This is a genomic window from Geitlerinema sp. PCC 9228 (genome assembly GCF_001870905.1).
GTDB lineage: Bacteria > Cyanobacteriota > Cyanobacteriia > Cyanobacteriales > PCC-9228 > PCC-9228.
The window spans coordinates 54,224-73,150 of sequence record NZ_LNDC01000103.1; the positions used below are offsets into that span (position 1 = coordinate 54,224).

The window sequence follows — 18,927 nt, forward strand, 5'->3', positions numbered from 1 at the left end:
TGACGAACCCTTTTTTTCGTTCTTATACTTTACATTTAGATTCCTTTTTGTCTGTTGTAAACATTTTCTATCTTTTTTCCCAAGCATGCCACGTTCTCCATTCGATCGCGAAACCCTAGAGTCCGACCACCCTTCCCACAATCGTCAAGGATCTGCTTCTACCACCCTATCCAGTCGCCAGTATTCCCAATCTCCAACAGGCGATCGCGCCTCGGAAACAACGGAAACAGCAAAAACCTCTGCTGGCAGTAGCGAGGTAGAAAGCGAACAAGGATTTGCGCCGGTTTTGAAAAATCGCAACTTCCTTTTATTGTGGATCGGTCAAGTGTTTTCCCAATTGGCAGATAAAGTGTACTTGGTTCTGGCGATCGCGTTAATTGCCAGCCATTTCCAAGCTCCCGACCAAACCATCAGCGGTTGGGTCTCTGCCATTATGGTTGCCTTTACCATTCCCGCTGTTTTGCTGGGTTCCATTGCCGGCGTTTACGTCGATCGATGGTCGAAAAAAGGCGTTTTAGTGGTCACCAACCTGCTGCGCGGTGGATTGGTGTTGGTAATTCCCGCCTTGCTTTGGATTGCCGGTCAAGCAACGTGGGGTGGATTGCCCGTGGGATTTGAATTTCTCCTGGGCATTACCCTACTGGTTTCCGCCTTTACCCAATTTTTCGCCCCCGCCGAACAAGCCGCCATTCCCCTGTTGGTGAAACGGGAACGCTTGCTAGCTGCCAATTCCCTGTATACCACCACCATGATGGCTTCGGTGATTATCGGTTTTGCCATCGGCGAACCCGCCCTGGCTGCCGCTGGTTCCTTACTCGGAGGTGGCGAACTCGGCAAAGAAATGCTGGTTGGTGGCGGTTACGCGATCGCGGGGATGATTCTCATTGCCGTCAAAACCCAAGAAAACCCCGATGCCAAATCCAGCGAATCCTCCCATGTCTGGCAAGACATTAAAGAAGGCGTCGCCTATCTCGGTAAAAACCGTCGGGTTCGCAGCGCCCTCATCCAGCTGATTATCCTCTTTTCCATTTTCGCCGCCCTCGCCGTTTTGGCCGTGCGGTTGGCAGAAATCATTCCCAACATTACTTCCTCGCAATTTGGATTCCTCCTCGCCGCCGGTGGTGTAGGCATGGCAGTTGGTGCCGGCTTTTTGGGCAACTTCGGGCAGCGACTTTCCCACCGTGCCCTCAGCTTGTATGGTTCCATCGGTATGGCAGTCTCGCTGGCGATGATTCCCCTGTTTACCGACCAACTTTTTGCCGTGGTGGGCATTATCGTCTTGTTGGGCATTGGTGCTTCTGTGGTGGGCATTCCCATGCAAACCACCATTCAGTCGGAAACCCCCGAAGAAATGCGCGGGAAAGTCTTCGGCTTGCAAAACAATGCCGTAAACATTGCCCTCAGTTTGCCCCTTGCCTTGGCAGGCGTTGCCGAAACAATTTTTGGATTGGATGCAGTTTTCTTAGGTTTGGCTGCTATTGTAATAGCAGGTGGGATGTTGAGTTGGTATATTTCCGATACCAGAACAAATACGCGGGAAAAAGCGGGATAATAATTCTGCAGGCTCTTTTCCTGCTTTTTGTTCCTACTTGCTGAAATTTGCATCCGAACTGCGTACTGGCATGCACGTCGCCTGGCTTGGAAAAAAATCTCCCTTTTGTGGCAATGTTACCTATAGCCGCGAAATCACCAATGCCCTATTAGACCGGGGCTACGAGGTGAGTTTCTTACATTTTGCTCAAGATCCGCCCGATCTTGAACCCCTGGCATCGGAAGTAGGTGCCAAAAATTTCGGGGAGCGAGACGCAGCCCCCCAGAGCAAGGCTCAAGACTCCAAATGGCCGGATTGCCCGGAGTTTACGCTGCCCTGTCTTTACAAATCCACCATTTATACCATCCCCACCCTACGGTCTAGTAAAGTCTTAACTAAGCTCCTGCAACAGTTGCAACCAGACTTGGTTCATGCTTCGCTGACCTTGTCACCGTTGGACTTTGTTTTACCGGAAATTTGTGAAGAACTCAACCTACCTCTGGTAGCCACTTTTCATCCCCCCTTTGACAGCAAGCGTCGCAATCTCACCTCGGGCACCCAGCATTTAATGTACCAACTGTATGCCCCGTGGCTGGCTCGCTATGACCGCGCCATTGTCTTTTCTGCCGTGCAGCGAGATGTTTTGGTGCGGTTGGGCGTGCCCCAAGAACGGGTGGCGATCGTGCCCAATGGCGTCGATCCGTTAAAATATTCCCCAGGACCAAGCAATCTCAAGGAAGAATTCCAGGCAGAACGTATTTTTGTTTATCAAGGGCGGATTGCCGTCGAGAAAAACGTAGAAGCCCTGCTCAAAGCCTGGAAACAAAGCGAAATGGGAGAAAACAGCAAACTGCTGCTGGTGGGAAATGGTCCTTTAAAAGATTCCCTCATGGCGACCTACGGTAAAGAACAGGGAGTTGTGTGGTTGGGCTATATTTCCGACGAACAAGAACGCATTCGCATTTTACGAGGTGCCGATGTTTTTATTCTACCGTCGCTGGTAGAAGGGTTATCTCTATCGCTACTGGAAGCCATGTCTTGCAGCGTTGCCTGTATGGCAACCGACACGGGAGCTGATGGCGAGGTTTTGCAAGATGGTGCTGGCGTGGTTCTAGATACCCAACAGGTGACCACCCAGTTACGCACGCTACTCCCCTTATTCCGCGATCACCCAGAACTTACCAATTTGCTGGGTTACAAAGCCCGGCAGCGGGTTCTAGACCGCTATACGTTAAGTAAAAATATTACCCAATTGGAAACATTGTACCAAGAAGTCTTGGAACAACGGCAGGTGCGAGCGCCGGCTTCTTGAATGTGACAGATGGGGAGATTGGGAAATTAGGAAATACGATTTCCTTTTGTCTTTCATCCCCCCATGCTTGATTTCTCCGCCAACTTCACCAAATCATCAATCCGCTTCAACCGAGGATTGCCGGCGAGGTAGCCAATGCCGCGATGTAGGTGTAGTAGAAACTGACGAGACAGGATTTCAGGATTGGTGATATCCAAGCCGTCGTTGCGGCAGCGTTGTTTTAACGCCACAATCAAGATATCCCCCATGTTGCCGCTGAAAACCGGCCAGCTCATTTCTAAATTGCTGTCAAGTTTGAGGGGAATGGGAGAAGGTGGGGAAGTTTCTGCTAGGGAATAGCAAAATGCCCAGCGACATAAAATATTCCACTGGTCGATTTTGGTGTATCGCTTTAACTTCACCAATTGGTCTTTTGCCATTTGTGACAAACGTATGCGTTCTACGGGTGGTTCCATAGGAGGGAAAGGATAGCGATGCAGCGATCGCTTATTGTAGCAAAATCTATTCCATTTCCCTATTTTCCTCCCCCATTCTGCTAATTAAAACTATAATATCCCGTGAAGCGAAATGTGCAGAACTGTCATAGCAGGAGGAGCCACTTGTCTACCTATTTTCACGTAGCGTTGGAAATCGATCGCATTAACACCGATGCTATTGGCGATCGCATTAAATTCAATCACCAAAAAGCAGAATTTTATGCCCAACAAATGCAGGAAGGGGATCGGTTTCCTCCCGTGACGGTATTTGACGACGGTTCCCATTATTGGTTGGCAGATGGTTTCCATCGGTTTTTTGCGGCTAAGGAAATTGGTGAAAAGGATATTGAAGTACGTTTGCGTAAGGGAAGCAAAGACGATGCGATTCGCCACTACGAAAAAATGCACGTTAACCGCTAAACCTAATGACAGCAAAAGAAAACATAGCCAACTATCTCAACAACGCCGAAACAATGGAAGGCTGCACGCCAATGTGTTTGACCACCAACTGATGCAGCCAAATGTTCCACAGCGACCTGGTAAATGCGGTAGCGATCGCGGCACCCAATACCCCCATGGTAGGAATGAACATAATATTTAAAACCACATTGATGCCCGCACAAGAACCAAACACCATGGCACATTGGTTTTGATGCCCTGTCATTTGCATGAGATATCCCACCGAACCGGCACCCACATTCACCAATTGTCCTAAAATCAAAACCAACATTGCCCCTTTCGCCGCCAAAAATTCTTCCCCAAACAAGCCCAAAACTTGGTGAGAAAAGACAACCAACCCTACAGCAATCGCCAAAGAAGGGAAAAACATCCAACGCGCCGCCGTGGAAACTAAAATTTGCAGGTCGCGGTGGTTGTCTTCGGCATACAAAGCTGCAAACGTGGGAGCTGATATGGCATTCACCGACATCAGTACAAAAGTCACCCAACCAGAAGTTTTCACAGCAGCACCGTAAATGCCCACAGAAAAAGAACCTGCGATCGCGCCTAGCATGAGAATATCGGTTTGGTTGAGTATCAGCATCGCCCCTTCTGCTAGCAAGATGGGAAACGACACGGAAAACCAAGTACGCCGTTCGTAGATCGGGGCATTCCATGTCGGGGGGAGGGGAATTTGGCGGCGAAACCACCACAACTGGGCCACTGCGATCGCCAGCAAACTACCTGCAGTAATACCAAGAGCGGGAACATTTGTCAAGGAGAGAGAATGAAATTGTTGCCAAACCAACGTTCCCGCCGCCACCAATACGGGAAATGCCACCAGAGAAGGAAAATACGCCAGCACCAACCGTCGAATTCCCCGCGCCATTTCCAACTGATGCCGCACGAGGGCAAACAGGGGGACCATCCAAACCCCCAGCAGTAGAGAAATCCAAGGCAATTCCCAACGCCACCGCCACAGCCACACCACCACCGAACCGATCGTGGCAACCAGCAAACTCGATACAATCACATACCGCCAGCTGCCCCAAATAATTCCCTGCAAACGCCCCCAATCTTCTTTCACGCGATATTCGGGAATAAAACGCAAGGCAGCGTTGGGCAATCCCAGGGAAGCGAGGGAGGATAAAAACGTTCCCATAGCAATAACAAACTCGTAAATGCCATATTCTGACGCTCCCATCCACCGTGCCAGCAATACCTGCACGCCGTAGGCGATCGCAACGCCAGAAACTTGCAAACTCAAGGTAGTACCGACACCTAAAATAACTGGTGTTAGCAATTCTGGATGTTCGAGATTTTTAGTTACTTTCTCGATCGGCCATTTTTTCATATTTTCTCAACCAATAGAGTGAGCGATGCCCACCTCACAGATTGGAAAGATAGAATTCTAGGGAAACAGGGCATATAGTATGGTCTTAAAAATTGGCAACCAATAATTGGAGCGTTTTTGTAGGGGGGCAACGCGTGAGCACCTCTACTGATTCCAGGAGAATCATTGTGGTTTAGAACGGGAACTCACTCTTTTGGGAATTGGTGGCAGGCGCGCCAATATATTCACCTTGATTTTCGGTTGCGGGCATGCGCGTGCGATGTAGCTTGGCATTTTCTAAATTGGCCTTGTGGAGAATAGCATCGGTGAGGTCAGCGTAAGAAAGGTCGGCATCGCGCAAATCGGCTTCGCTGAGGTCGGCACCGTGTAAATCGGCTCCTTTTAAGGAAGCACCTTGCAGGCTGGCTGCCATGATGATGGCTCGGGCGAGGTTAACATTATTGAGGTTGGCATTGTTTAAGTTGGTACCCGTTAGGTTAGCCGCTCCTAAATTGCTGGCGAGTAGGTTGGCATTTTCTAAAATGGCTGTTTTTAAATTCACATTTTCCAAAGAAAACCTGACCAGATTGGCACCCGACAGGTCGGCTCGGGAAAAATCGCGAATGCCCTCACCGTAGCGTTTTTGCAAAGTTTTCTCATCAATGGCAACCCCTTTAATAGCTGCAGTTGCGGGGGGGTTGGGTAAAGGATAGCTTTGGCGGTCGTAACTGGCGGATGGGTGTTCGCTGGTTTCCGTGTGGCTGGCGGCTGGGGAAGCATGGGAGCGATCGCTGTTTTCCGTTTGTACCTGCTGTTTCAGGGTTTCCATTTCCTGTTGGGTTTGACTGGTGGTTGCTGACAGTTCTTCGACTTGCTGTTTGAGCTGCTTTACCTCTTGCTGCAAGGGAGCGGGGTTAAAGGTATTGGCAGGTGGCAGGGATTCCAACTGCCCCCGCAAAGCATTCACTTCTAAAGAAAAGCGATCGCGCATTTGAATGGTTTCCTGGTGCATGCGTTCTTCGCGATCGCGACGATTGATTAGGGTCACCGCCACCGAAAAAGCCAGAGGAACAGCAATCCACACCACACTATTGTTGGATGCTGCCAAAATCGCACCGGCAACCAACAGAAACAGCCCTACATATTCCAAAAATTCCAGCCAAGTTGTTGTCCTCATGATCGTACCAACCTACCAGTAGCATTCGTTCATGTTCTTTATATCATCTTCCAGGTCTTGCTAGCTGCAAAGCCACAGCACTACCGGCAGAGTTGCAAAGGCAAACAGCGTGGAAGCAACAATGGTACGTGCCACCAAATCCGCATCCCCGCCAAATTCAGTCACCAAAACCAACGTATTCACCGCTGTCGGCATGGCACCTTGCATGACCAACACTTGCAAATCCAACCCCTGCAATTGCAAAGCCAACCCCACCAAAAACGCGATCGCTGGTGCCACCAACAGCCGCAAACCGCAAGCCAGCAGTTCGTATTTTCCCAGACGCAAGCGGGTATCCGACAGCTGCATTCCCAAAATCAGCAACGCCACCGGAATTGCCGCATTTCCCAGCATCCGGATACCTTCATCTATCTGTAGGGGAAAAGATAGCTGCAGCAAGCGAGCCACCAACCCCGCGATCGCAGCCCACAATAAAGGCAATTTCAGCACCAATTGTACCCCTGAGTGCCAACCATGCCCTTTTAGCAAAGCTGGTCCTACCACTACCATAAACACCGCCGCCACCACCAAATAAACCACTGCTCGTTCCAAGCCAGCATCGCCAAAAGCAAAAGCCAGCAAAGGCAACCCCAAATTTCCCGTATTGGCAAATAAGGTACAGGCAATCAAACTTTTGCGGATGGTAACGGGAAAATCTAAAAAAAGCGACAAAAAAAAGACCAGCAAGTATAGCAAAACAGAGGAAACCAGCATACCTGCCGCCAACCCCATGGCACTGTCTGGCGATAGCGTTGTGCGATATAACTTGCTACCAATTAAAGCTGGAGTAAGAATATAAATCGCCAGCTGGGAAAGGGTCTGGCGATGCAAAGACATGGTTTTGCCAGCAATGAATCCGATGCCAATAATCAAAGCAACAGGTGCGATCGCAGGGAGTAAAACGGTCATAAAAGAATTATCGGCAAATCAAACGCCCGATCGCAAAGTTTCCATCAAACGGCGATAGGCAGGTTTGGGTTCGTACTCTTCATCAAAGATTAAAGGAGCATCGGGATTGCCGGTAAATTGGGGAATCCAGGAATAAGCATCCGTAAATCCCCACATGACAAACGAATCGCAATTGCTCGCATCCATGCAGGTTTCCAACATATCTTGGTAAATATAGCCTTGCGCGCGAAATCTTTCCGCAGGCGAACCGCGACCGTTTTGGATTCTGACATCCATTTCGGTGATATGTACCTGCATGCCCAAATCTGCCAATCGCTCCATATTATCACGAACTTCGTCTGGATCGGGGGGATTGCGCAATCCTTTATGCATTTGCATGCCTACCCCATCGATGGGAACGCCTTTTGCTTTTAACTCTTTCACCAGTTGGTAAATGCCATCGGCTTTCACGCCGGTTTCTTCGCCGCCGTAGTCATTGTAAAATAGCAACGCGTCGGGATCGGCTGCGTGTGCCCAACGAAATGCCATTTCGATGTATTCGGGTCCAATGGTACGCAGCCAAATGGTATCCCGCAACTCGCCGCGACGGGTAATAGCTTCGTTAACCACATCCCAGGCATAAATTTTTCCTTGGTAGCGGTTGACCACGGTTTGAATGTGTTCCCGCAGCAGGGAAATCATATCGGAACGGTCGAAATCCCCTTCTTGCAACCACTGAGGAACGGAACGATGCCAAACTAGGGTGTGACCGCGAACTTTCATGTTATGTTTTTCGGCAAAGGAAACCATGCTATCGGACAAATCGAAGTTAAATTCGTTTTGGCTGGGGCGCAAAGATCGCCATTTCATAGCATTTTCCGGGGTCATCATATTGAATTCCCGCGCCAGGACTTCTCGATATTTGCTATCTTGGCGGAAGGCTTTGCTGGATACGGCGGCACCAACGTGAAAATTCTGCTGTTCGGCAGCAGAACGCAGGGTTTGCTGTTTTTTGGCAAGGTTGGGGGGTTGGGTGCGTTCTAAAGATAGGGTGGTGGGTTCGGTGGCTGGTGCAGATTGAAAGCTACCGTAGAGCAAAACTCCCAAACAGCCAGCCAGGAACAACAGCAGCAGGGTGATAATTTTGCGATCGTTTAAGATGTCGCTCGAATGTCTCATAGGTTTTTTGATTCTGAGTTTGCCAGATTTGTTGGTTGTTAATACCGCCAGTAGGGTCTGCCTTTCCAAAAAACGCCTAAAACCATCCCAATCAGGCTGATTTGGGAAAATTGCGTTAGCATGGTGGCAAAGATTTGGCTTTTTAACAGTGAAGTGACAATCAAACACAAAACCAAAGCCCACAATACCGATTTATTGAAAATTAATCGGGGAAACCAACGTTCCCCCAAATACACCGATAAGGCACCCACACCCACAGGGGTTGCCAACGACAGCAAGATTCCTAAAGGAGGGCGTAGTAACATGGAGGCAGCTCGTTGAATGACGGGTAGTTCCATACTTGTCAGAAAGAGCAATTCTGCCAGAAAGACCACCAGCATGGTCAAACTCGCTAAGGTTAAAAGCGATCGCCAGGGTAGTAATTTCAAACGACGCATAAGCTTTTCCCATTCCTATGCTTTGATTGTATCTTGTCAATCCTGGTGCTGGGCTCGGGGGAACAAATAGATGGAGGGAAAACCAGCAGGTAACATTTGGGTGGTAACGACTCGTCAGAATTGATATTGGCTGTTCTGGAAAATGATTTGGGGAAAACGGTTGCTGCCAATATTTGCTGAAAGGTATGGCACCTAACTTCTAAAGTATACATGCACAATTTTACTAAAACAAGCGATCGAGAACTTGCTTATGTTTGTTTTACACCAACCCGGAGACCTCATTAAAGAACGATATCAAATTCTTCGACCCATCGGTCAAGGCGGTATGGGAAAAACCTACGCAGCCGTAGACTGTAACAGTGAAGAAAAAGTGGCTATCAAAACCCTTTCTCTCAAACAAATTCCCAACTGGAAATCTCTAGAACTTTTGGAAAGGGAAGCGGAAGTGTTAGCAGAACTCAACCATCCCGCTATCCCCAACTATATCGACCATTTTACCGTAGATACCCCAGAAGACTATTGTTTTTATTTGGTTCAAGAACTAGCACCAGGCAACTCCCTGGCTACGCTGGTTCAAAATGGCTTCCAACCCACGGAAAAAATTGTCTGCGATATTGCCCAACAAGTTCTAGAAATTCTAGATTACCTGCACTCGCACATCCCTCCTATTTTACATCGTGATATCAAACCCGAAAATTTAATTTGTACCAAAACCGGTAAAATGTATTTGGTGGATTTTGGTGCCGTGCAAGCGATTTGCCACCAAACCATTGCTGCCAATAATAGTACGTTTGTGGGAACTTTTCACTACATGCCTGTGGAGCAAATGTACGGAAAAGCACAACCAGCTTCTGATTTATATAGTTTGGGAGCTTCCCTAGTATACTTGCTAACCCACCGTTCTCCCAATGAATTGTCTCAAAAGAATTTAAAAATCGACTTTCGCAAAGCAGCCATCTCCCCAATTTCTAAAAAATTTGCTAAGTGGCTAGACAAAATGCTGGAACCCGATGTTCAAAAACGATTTTCTTCGGCAAAAGTTGCTTTAAAATATCTGCCCAAACCCGTTACGAAATCAAAAATTGTACGGCATCACCAACCGAAAACCATCCAAGCAGTAACAATTTTCTTGGTTTTGACATCGATTCCCCTTGGCAATCAGTTGGCAAATCATGTGGCTGCGTGGTGGCATTCCCAGAACAGCGAAACGAGTAATGACTATCAACTTTTTGCTGAGGAAAAAGATAGTTACCAACGTGGCAAAGACTTGGCAGAACAAGAAAAGTATACGCAGGCAATAGAAGCATTTACTCAAGCCATTGAGTCGAATACCAATCCCTACCAATCTTATGGATATCGAGGATTTTTATATCAATTATTAGGAGAAAATCGGAAAGCTATTGCTGATTACGATAAAGCGATCGCACTGAATCCTAGGGATTCTTCTCCCTACTACAATCAAGGAATTGCCTATGCCGAACTGCAAGAATATCGCCAGGCAATTGACAGCTATACCCGTTCCATTGAAGTCAATGCAGGTTGGAACAAACAAAGTGTTGATTCTGCCTATTTCAACCGCGGTTTGGTTTACAAAAATTTGGGAGAATACAAAAATGCTTTAGCTGATTTCAGTGCTGCAATTCGTTTGGATAAAAATCGACCCCGTGCCTACTTCAATCGTGGCGTCATTTATGAAAAAATGGGCGATATTAATACAGCACGTTCAAATTTTGAGCAGGCAGCTCAGTTGTATCAAAAGTTGGGAAGTGAAAAATGGTATCGCAAATCTTTGGAAAGGGTGGAAAAGTTACGTTGAAATGATAAAAATTTCATAGGTTGGCTATTTTGTCAGCGATCGCGCAATCTTTCTTTTGCAATTTCAATTTCCCGATACAGGCGATCGCGTTCTGCCTTGGCTGCTGCCAAATCCTGACGAACCTCTTGCAAGGTTTTTTGCAGACGTTGCCGTTCTTCCCGTTCTTTTTCCAACTCGGGAGCTTCCTGTTGATTGCGAATAAAGGTTACCAAATAATCGTGAATTAACTGATAGCGATCGCGGGGAATTTCTGGAATCAACGATACCAAACCCGACGCTACCAAAATTTCCAAAACCAAATTTAACTGCTCTCGGGTAGGAAGAAATTCCTCTCCCAAATTGCGGAAATCCTGTTCTAACTCCAAACGGGTTTTTTGCGGTCGAATTTCGCTTGGTTCCGTTAACCAGTATAGCAGCAATTTCGCCGTTCGCTGATTTTCTTCTCCGCAATCCTGTACCACATCTTGCAAATAACGTTCCACCAATTCTTCCTTGGTTCCTGCTTTTTGATACGCCTCTAGCGTCGTAATTTGCTCCGTTTGCAACTGTGCTCCTACCACTTGCAATTCGATCGGTCGCACTTCCCCTTCCTCATCCGCCAAATCGGCAACCAATTGTTTTACCAAAGCTGGTTCTAGGAAAAAATTGGCTCGTTGGGTAAGCTTTTGAATGAACCAATAGGCATCGGATTGAGAAAAATTTCCAATAGGATAGCGAACTTTTTTACTAAGAATATCGTTTTCAATAGCTTCCATTCCCGGTAAATTATCGTAGCGTAGCAAGTGGTGCAGAAAATCTTCCCGCAAGGATAAAATCACTTTTACCTCACTTCCCATTTGCAGGCAAGAGGCTACGAAGGTAAAAAATTCCCGGCGAGATTGCGATTGCGTGCAAGCTAGAAAAAATTCTTCAAATTGGTCGAAAATCAACACCACCCGCAAGTGGCGATCGCGATTTTTAGCAAGCTGTTTTTGCAACCCATCCATGCTCATTTCCGCAGAAATATGAATGCGGCGTTTGGCAGCCAATGCTTTTTGCAGTTGCTTGCCAATATCTACCAGCCAATAGTTATAAGATTGCAGTACAATGGGTACCAAATCATCTGTTTCTACGCTGGTTTCTTGTAAAGTTGGTACCAATGCCGAACGCAACAAACTGCTTTTGCCTACCCCAGAAGAACCATGCACCACAATCATTTGAAAGCGGGGATTTTTGATGCGTTCCAATAAATTTTGAATATCTCGCTGCCTGCCGGTTTCTGTTTCTCCCTGGGGAATTTCCAAAGCCGTTGCTTCCACCATTGGCTGCCACATTCGCGGTTGCAAAGGAGCAGCTCCCACAAAGGCTTGCAAGCCATAGGCTTGTTTGACCGACCGCTGTTCCTGTTTGATGGTATAGGCAGCCAAATATTGTTTTCTCTGCCAGTAAACGAAGCGCAATGTGTCGAGAAACTCTAAATATTGTAGCAGGTCGTATTCCGGACGTAAATGCTGTTTGGCAATTTGTAATTTTTCTAAAGCCGTTTCTAGTTTTCCTTGCTGCCAGCAGGCTTTCCCTAATAAAAAATGATAGCGACCCCAATCAAAAAATGCCGCTTCCGGTTGCTTAATTGCCAATAAGGGAAAGTCATCGCCGGTTTCTTCGCTATTGGCAAAGGCAGGTTCGGTATAAATTTCCGCTCGTTCTGCAATAAGATCGATCGCTCGTTTGGCGTAGTCTTCCTTGGCAGACCAATTTTTTTGCAAAGCAGCCACTTCTGCCAGATATCCCCATATTTTTGCTTTGACAATGGCTGTTTCTTTTCCCCTTTTTTGCCCATACCAATGCCCAACAAAATGGCTGATTTCTGCTAGCAAGTGATCGCAGTGCCAGTAACGCAACCATCGACCCCAAGCAACCAACCCATCCGCCAAAATATCCGGACGTTTTTTGTTGGTTTTTACATCTTCTAGAAACGCTAACAAAGCATGGTGAATGGTTGTATCCTGCTCGGATTTTGGAGAGTAGCTGGTTTGAGATTTGGCGTAGCTACAAAATGCCATGTGTTCCCAAATTTTTCCTTGAATTTTAGTTAAATAAGGGTCAATTTTGGCTGTTTGTTGAATTTCCCATTGTTCCTGCTGCTGCCAAAGTTGGATAGCTTGCCAGTAATGTTCGATCGCTGTTTGCCAATCTTCGTTTTCTTCGCTAACAAATCCCTGCAATGCCTTCACATTGGCTGCCAAATCGCGGCTTTTGCCAGAACCATTTTGCTGCAAAAAAGATTGCCCTGCTTCCAACTCATCCAACAAAGTAGCGCGATCGCCCCAATCCAGCTGCAAGGCATCTACATAAAAACGTGCGGCTTTGGTTTGCAGTAGAGTTTGCCAATCTTCCCTCACCAAAGGAAACCTAGTTAGGGTTGACCAGCTTTCAAAATCCGGTACCAATCGCAGAAACAAGCGCATGGCGCGATCGCTCAACCAAAAAACAATGGGAAACGGGCAATACTTGCGAAATTCCTCCCGCACGGGATTGACAGAAACAATGGCTCGGTCTAGATGGCGAACCCGTTCAAATCCATACACCATCGCCGCGGCAGGGGTTTCGTCAGCCAAAACGCTGCGAATGGTTCCGTACAACTGTTGCGTCATGGGCGGTAATGGAATATTATGTATGGGAACCTGGCATGTATCTTGCAACCGTCGAATCAAGCGATCGCGTAAATTGGGAGAGTTGCAGCGAGCAATGGTCAGGGAAAACTTCCCTTGGGACATTTCGATGGTCCAGGCAATATCTTGTAAGGATTTTTCGTGTTCTGGATGGATATGCATAGGCATTTTGGCGATAAAAATCAAGAAATCCAATCAAAATTTGGTTCTACTTTAACTCTTCTGCTCCTGCCAAAATGGGGTTGATATCAAACCAATACCCATCGCGATCGCGATATTCGTACACATACATACTGCGAATCAGTTTGTGGTAGCCCTCATCCCCCGCTACTTTCTTTTTCTGCATCACGTGGCGCAACAAATGCCACTCCTGTTCGTCTACAGCTAGCACCCGTTCGTGGCGGTAGGAACGGATGGTAGCATCCAAACACGCCCGGGATAGGGGAAATTGTTTGTCCTTTTTAATAGTATCGTTGAGCAACCGCAACAAATTACGCACGTGACCACCGCTAACATCGCAGAGAACATCCAATGTTTCCTGACTATCGAAAATTTCCGCCGTGCGTTGCAACCGCTCTTCTGGCGACGCATCGGGAAATGCCCTTGCCAGCACCATTTGCCGCAATAGCGACAATCCCTCCTCGTAAGGAGTGCCATCTCGGTGGCGACTGGGAACCATGGGCAAAACCTGGGGATTGGAAAGAAATCCTTGGGTTAGCCTACCAAACTCATCGGAAAACCGCAACGCCAACGGCATGGTATACACCACATGACAGTGTAACCCCCGCAACTGTTCCCCGCGGTCAACAAATAAGTATTCCTGCTGCGGTCTGCCCCAGGGTTTGGGTAAAGGCAACACGCGATCGAGGCTATCGACAATGACCACCAATCCTTGCTTTCCTGCTTGTTTGAGTTTGGCAGTTCCCGGTTCTAATAGTTCTTGATTGATGGATTCCAAAAGTGTTTGGGTGCGGGGTTCTAAAAAGTCCCGCAATTTTTGCCGCATGTTGGGACTGGCTTTGGTTTTGGCGGTGATTCTAGCAATGCCCGCATCCAGGCTAAACTGACCTTCGCTGCTGCCTTTGAGGGTTCCCACGGGAGTTTTGACTTCCCCGGAAAGTTCGATTTCTGTCTGCATGAAATTCATGGCGGCTTGCAGTAAGTTTTGCAAGCGTTTGGGTTCTTCTAAAGAGATTTCTTGCAAACTATGGCTGACACGACGGGCGATCGCTAGCAAGATATCCCCCGCATCCACATCCGACATTTCCATTTCTTCCTGGGATTCAAAATACACAACGTGAAACCCAGCTTCTTCAAGTTGTAATTTCAGCCGCCGCAACTCCGTAGATTTGCCACATCCCACATGACCGGTAAACAGTTGGTAAGTTGGATCTTCCGGCGACCACAGGGCAATATTATCTTTCAACTCTTCAATAATTTGCCCGCCCCGCACTGGTGAAAAATCGATGTAGTACTTACGATCGCGATCGACATCTTCCACAAAAAGCGTTCGGCTGGGATTGGTGGCTTGAAAGAACTGTTTGATATCTAAGGTCATACAATCGGGTCGCGGTACTTTGATTTCTTTACTTCTATTATAAACAGAAATTACTACAGCTAGGGGAAAATTTCTAACGTGTTTCTTGCGATCCGGATCGCGAAATTTCTGCCTCTCCTACGGGAACCATACGAATATAAAAGTCCGATTGTTCCAAATTTTCTGTATAGAGGATCGAACCGCTTATGCTACGAATTCCTTCCATCAATTCCAAGAAAAAAGCGACTGGCAAACCAGCATTGGCTTGCTCTGGAATAAATTTGTTGGCTAGGGTTAGTACCGAACCCATATTTAGGAAGAAATAGCCGCTGTTGGGCTCTGGAAAGGGTTGGATAGCTTGGTGGAAATTGTAAGCCTCGCCTAAAGAAGTTAAAGGAGCTGACATTAGTTCTGCCAAAGCACTATTTCCAGAAGCGATGAGTAAAGTATTGTCGTCTTGCCAGGTATAAGCAACGACACTTTGGGCCTTGTCTTCACTGACTCTTTCCCAGCTAATTATTGTGCGATCGCCATCGGTCTTTTGGGAAACCCGTTGCAGTTGCCTTTGAAGACGATTGGTCAAAATAGTGGCAAGTTGCTGGAGTCGGGTTTCAGCGGTGGCGCGATCGCTTGTTTCTACAATAGCACCAATGCCCAGTTGCAAGCGAGGGTCAAAGGTGGGGAACCAACCTTGTTGGGTGGGAAATACAAAGAAGGCAATACTACCATCCATCCAAGCGATCGCTTCTTCGATTTGTTCTGTGGGGATATCTCCCATTTGTCGCATTAGCAACTGCCAGAATGGTTGTTCGCGAGCAATTGCGAGACTTCTTGCCAGTTGTTGGGGAAAGTTGTAAACGCTGGCAGCTAAATAAGTGGAACCGGGTAAAATATTAAGAACAGTGCGTGTCTTGGGACTGGTTAATGTGGCATTCTCCAGATTTGGCTCCCGGTAGAAAGCACGACTTTGTATTCTAGCGCCTTCTTCAGTTATCCAAGCCATGCCATCAAAGGTGCTGTAGGTTTCTAAAACCGGTTGCAAGCCGCTAAGGAACAAGTTTATAAAAGAAAAGCGATCGCTCGATTCTGCTGACAAGCGGTCATACCATTGGCTGAGCTGGGAAGAATTGATATAAAAGAAAACTAAAGATAGCTCGAACCCATCGGCTTGTAAAATTTTCCGAAACTGAAAATTTTGTGCCAAACCACGAATGTTCTTTTGATTTTGTTTGTTAATAAACTGTTCGATGGCTTGCGAATGGGAAGCCAAAACAATATAATCTTTCGCGATCGCTACGGATAAGCTAGGACGCGTAGGCGTGGGCGGTTCCGAATCGGTTGGAGATTGTTCTCCCGGCAAAGGCAAATCAGGCAAATTTTCTGCTTGGGCGAGCGATTTTTCCTGAGAATTCTCTGGTGGGGAAGGGCGTTTTTCCGGGGGTGGCAAAATACAATCGGGAGCTTGCGGTTGGGAACTTTCCGGTTCGCAAATGGGTACTGGTTCGGATGACCACTGCCAAAGTTCTACCCCTCGGTAAGAGCGTTGCTGGGGGGCTTCAGTGCGCAAAGAACGCAAATTTTCGATAAAATTTACAGCAGCATCGCGATCGCGAATGCCCGAAACCAGGAAAGCTTGCTCTTGGAACGTAGTCGTTTCTCCTTCCCCAGGAGGTAGCAACGCGACCAACGCCCAATCCGAAATCCACGGTTGCACTTGCGTGGCAAAGTTAACCCCCACCGGAAAATAGGGCAAGCTCATCGGTCCTGAAATCGAGAACGGCAGGGGATTGAAGCGATTTAGCCGACCCCAATTGGTAGTTGTGGTATTAATCGCAAAGACAACAGCAGCGTTATCGGGAAGCAAAGTTACACTTTTGGGTAAGTTCTCCGTGTTTTCAGTTACGAACAAACTTTTGGTAGGGGCAGCGAGGGTATCGGCAGGCAAACCCATCACCACCAACGGTACAGAGACAGCCACCAAGGTATTGCTGAAAATAGAAAAAGCTCGCTTCATACCCCAAAATCTCCCAAAAAGTTAAATGGCAAAACGCCACAGACGCGCCTATCCTAGCAAAAAGACTCCAAAAAAACGATTTTGTTGCCAGCAGCTGTGGATACAATAGGATCCAATCGATGTAGTCACTGTTTGCGTCCCCTGTCTTCTATGAAACGCCGCTTTTTTATTCAAAAAGGCTTCTCTATGGCAGGATCGTTGCTAGGAGTGATGTTAGTTTCCCATCGTCCTGCCAGTGCCAATACCTTGCAGCTATCGGAATCGGTACAAACTATGGAACTCACCAGCCGTGCTTTCTCCGCCAACCAACAAATTCCCTCCAAATACACCTGCGACGGCGACGACATTTCCCCGCCACTGAGTTGGAGCGAACCACCTGCCGGAACCCAAAGCTTTGCTCTGATTTGCGACGACCCCGATGCTCCCGTGGGCACGTTCGTACACTGGGTATGGTTTAATATTCCCGCTGACACCCGCCAACTGCCAGAATCGATTGCTAACGAAGCCAATCCTTCCGTAGGCGGCATACAAGGGAAAAATAACTTTGGCAAGCTAGGCTACGGTGGTCCTTGCCCTCCCGGCGGCAATCACCGCTATTTCTTCAAGCTTTATGCTTTGGATACGCAGCTATCTCTAGAGGCAGGTGCCAATAAATCACAAGTCGTAGAAGCGATGGAAGGTCACATCCTCGCCAATGCGGAATTGGTAGGAAGGTATCAACGGAAGTCATAGCAGAGCGATTTTGGACTCCTTAAGAATCTCCGTCTCGCTACTGCGGGGAGTGTCAAGTTCGCGACGATCTACATCGGATCCTGTATGAATTTTTTCTCCCATGCCCCCTCTTACCTCCGGTACCGCATCCCTGGCAACTGCGACACCAATCCCAACATTTCTAACTGCAACAAAGCACTGGATACCTCCGACGGCGATCGCCCTACTTTTTGTACGATGAGATCGAAGGGAGTCTCTTCTGGGGCAATGGCATCGAACACTTGCTGCAATTCAGGAGCGAGGTTGGGTGTAGGCGTTGCGGTAGGAGTAGGGGGAGGCGAGGGGGTAGCCGCCGAGGTAGCTGGAGATGGTTGGCGGGAAAGTTGCAAGCCGGGAATGCCGGAGAGCATTTCTAATAAATCTTCTTCGCTTTCGATGACATCAGCTCCATTTTTGATCAACCGCAGGCATCCTTGGGCGTTTCGATCGTCAATTCTACCGGGCAAAACGTACAAATCTCGTCCAAATTCCCCGGCTTGACGGGCGGTAATTAAGGCACCCGATTGCTGGGGAGCTTCCATGACCAAAATTGCCCGACACAATCCTGCTACGATGCGATTGCGTTTGGGAAAGTGCAGCCGGTGAGGTTTGGTTTGGGCGGGATGTTCGCTGAGAACCAATCCCTGTTGCAGAATTTCCCGGTACAGTTGTCGGTTTTCCCAGGGGTAAATAAAGTCTACACCGCAACCAAAAACGGCGTAGGTGCGTCCGTTGACATCCAAACAGCCTTGATGGGCTTGGGTGTCGATGCCTTTGGCCATTCCCGAAACAATGGTAAACCCATGCTGTGCCAAAAGTTTGCTGAGGCGGTAGGTCCAACGCTTGCCGTATTCCGAAGGTTCCCGGGTGCCCACAATGCCGACCATGGGTTTGATGCCTTGATTTTCTTCCCAATCGGGGTGACCGCGATAGTACAAAATTGGTGGTGGATCGGGGATTTCCAACAGCAGGCGGGGATAGAATTTATCGTCTGGGGTCCAGAAGTGGGGATTGGTTTTTTGATGTTGCTGTAATAATTCTTGAGGGTCGATTTGCGATCGCTTCTTGACAAATTCGGCGATCGCTTTTTTCCCCAATCCCGAAACTTGTTTTAACTCCTCTGGTTGGGCTTGCCAGGCTTTTTGTAAGTTCCCAAAGTGTCGCTTGAGTTTCTGCAAGGACATCGGGCCAATTCCAGAAATTTGCGACCAAGCCAACCAATACGCTTTTGTATCCACAACCAAACTTCCCCAATGGTCCTTTTTTAATGGTGCGATGGCTTCTAGTTTACCAAGTTTTCTGCTATCGAGAGGCACCCAGCTGCAGACCATAGCGAGTTAAAAATCCTG

Annotated in this window: 15 protein-coding genes; 5 read left to right on the forward strand and 10 right to left on the reverse strand. The window is 47.8% G+C overall.

The genetic code is table 11. The features are described from left to right. The first annotated feature begins 85 nt into the window (after positions 1-85). Together AS151_RS10705 and AS151_RS10710 are read left to right on the forward strand one after the other, a co-directional pair. Entirely contained in the window at positions 86-1,552 is a 1,467-nt protein-coding gene (locus AS151_RS10705; protein ID WP_084639515.1) for an MFS transporter, read from the forward strand. A 70-nt stretch (positions 1,553-1,622) separates the two neighbouring features. Continuing rightward, positions 1,623-2,843 carry a glycosyltransferase family 4 protein gene (locus tag AS151_RS10710; RefSeq protein WP_071517073.1) on the forward strand — a complete coding sequence of 407 codons (1,221 nt, stop codon included), beginning with the start codon at positions 1,623-1,625 and terminating at the stop codon, positions 2,841-2,843. 53 nt (positions 2,844-2,896) lie between these two features. Here AS151_RS10710 and dndE read toward each other — a convergent pair whose 3' ends face one another. Then, the gene (gene dndE, locus AS151_RS10715; RefSeq protein ID WP_071517046.1) at positions 2,897-3,298 is read right to left on the reverse strand and encodes a DNA sulfur modification protein DndE; all 402 of its coding nucleotides are present in this window, start codon (positions 3,296-3,298) and stop codon (positions 2,897-2,899) included. Between the two features lie 144 nt (positions 3,299-3,442). Between dndE and AS151_RS22525 the strand changes: the two genes are divergently transcribed. After that, the gene (locus AS151_RS22525; protein WP_071517047.1) at positions 3,443-3,739 is read left to right on the forward strand and encodes a ParB N-terminal domain-containing protein; all 297 of its coding nucleotides are present in this window, start codon (positions 3,443-3,445) and stop codon (positions 3,737-3,739) included. 31 nt (positions 3,740-3,770) lie between these two features. Here the strand turns inward: AS151_RS22525 and AS151_RS10725 are convergent, their stop codons facing one another. From AS151_RS10725 to AS151_RS10745, 5 genes are all read right to left on the reverse strand, one after another. Continuing rightward, positions 3,771-5,111 (reverse strand): flippase, encoded by a 1,341-nt coding sequence (locus AS151_RS10725; RefSeq protein ID WP_071517048.1) that lies wholly within the window; start codon positions 5,109-5,111, stop codon positions 3,771-3,773. A 172-nt stretch (positions 5,112-5,283) separates the two neighbouring features. Continuing rightward, the gene (locus AS151_RS10730; protein ID WP_071517049.1) at positions 5,284-6,267 is read right to left on the reverse strand and encodes a pentapeptide repeat-containing protein; all 984 of its coding nucleotides are present in this window, start codon (positions 6,265-6,267) and stop codon (positions 5,284-5,286) included. Positions 6,268-6,327: 60 nt separating this feature from the next. Next, entirely contained in the window at positions 6,328-7,215 is an 888-nt protein-coding gene (locus AS151_RS10735) for an AEC family transporter (protein WP_071517050.1), read from the reverse strand. Positions 7,216-7,233: 18 nt separating this feature from the next. Continuing rightward, entirely contained in the window at positions 7,234-8,373 is a 1,140-nt protein-coding gene (locus AS151_RS10740; RefSeq protein WP_084639516.1) for an endo-1,4-beta-xylanase, read from the reverse strand. A 38-nt stretch (positions 8,374-8,411) separates the two neighbouring features. Beyond that, positions 8,412-8,810 (reverse strand): hypothetical protein, encoded by a 399-nt coding sequence (locus AS151_RS10745; RefSeq protein WP_071517051.1) that lies wholly within the window; start codon positions 8,808-8,810, stop codon positions 8,412-8,414. Positions 8,811-9,060: 250 nt separating this feature from the next. On the opposite strand from AS151_RS10745, the gene AS151_RS10750 reads away from it, so the two are divergent. Beyond that, complete coding sequence (locus AS151_RS10750) at positions 9,061-10,626, forward strand: serine/threonine-protein kinase (RefSeq protein ID WP_071517052.1); 1,566 nt, start codon at positions 9,061-9,063, stop codon at positions 10,624-10,626. Between the two features lie 32 nt (positions 10,627-10,658). Here AS151_RS10750 and AS151_RS10755 read toward each other — a convergent pair whose 3' ends face one another. The 3 genes from AS151_RS10755 to AS151_RS10765 all read right to left on the reverse strand — a co-directional run bounded on the left by AS151_RS10755 (position 10,659) and on the right by AS151_RS10765 (position 16,828). After that, entirely contained in the window at positions 10,659-13,445 is a 2,787-nt protein-coding gene (locus AS151_RS10755) for an ATP-binding protein (protein WP_139240614.1), read from the reverse strand. Between the two features lie 40 nt (positions 13,446-13,485). After that, positions 13,486-14,835 carry an ATP-binding protein gene (locus AS151_RS10760; protein WP_071517054.1) on the reverse strand — a complete coding sequence of 450 codons (1,350 nt, stop codon included), beginning with the start codon at positions 14,833-14,835 and terminating at the stop codon, positions 13,486-13,488. A gap of 73 nt (positions 14,836-14,908) precedes the next feature. Then, positions 14,909-16,828 (reverse strand): DUF3352 domain-containing protein, encoded by a 1,920-nt coding sequence (locus tag AS151_RS10765; RefSeq protein WP_071517055.1) that lies wholly within the window; start codon positions 16,826-16,828, stop codon positions 14,909-14,911. A 186-nt stretch (positions 16,829-17,014) separates the two neighbouring features. Between AS151_RS10765 and AS151_RS10770 the strand changes: the two genes are divergently transcribed. After that, positions 17,015-17,560 carry a YbhB/YbcL family Raf kinase inhibitor-like protein gene (locus tag AS151_RS10770; protein ID WP_244532974.1) on the forward strand — a complete coding sequence of 182 codons (546 nt, stop codon included), beginning with the start codon at positions 17,015-17,017 and terminating at the stop codon, positions 17,558-17,560. Between the two features lie 110 nt (positions 17,561-17,670). Here AS151_RS10770 and dprA read toward each other — a convergent pair whose 3' ends face one another. Beyond that, positions 17,671-18,762 (reverse strand): DNA-processing protein DprA, encoded by a 1,092-nt coding sequence (dprA, locus tag AS151_RS10775; RefSeq protein WP_071517075.1) that lies wholly within the window; start codon positions 18,760-18,762, stop codon positions 17,671-17,673. Between the last annotated feature and the right edge of the window lie 165 nt (positions 18,763-18,927).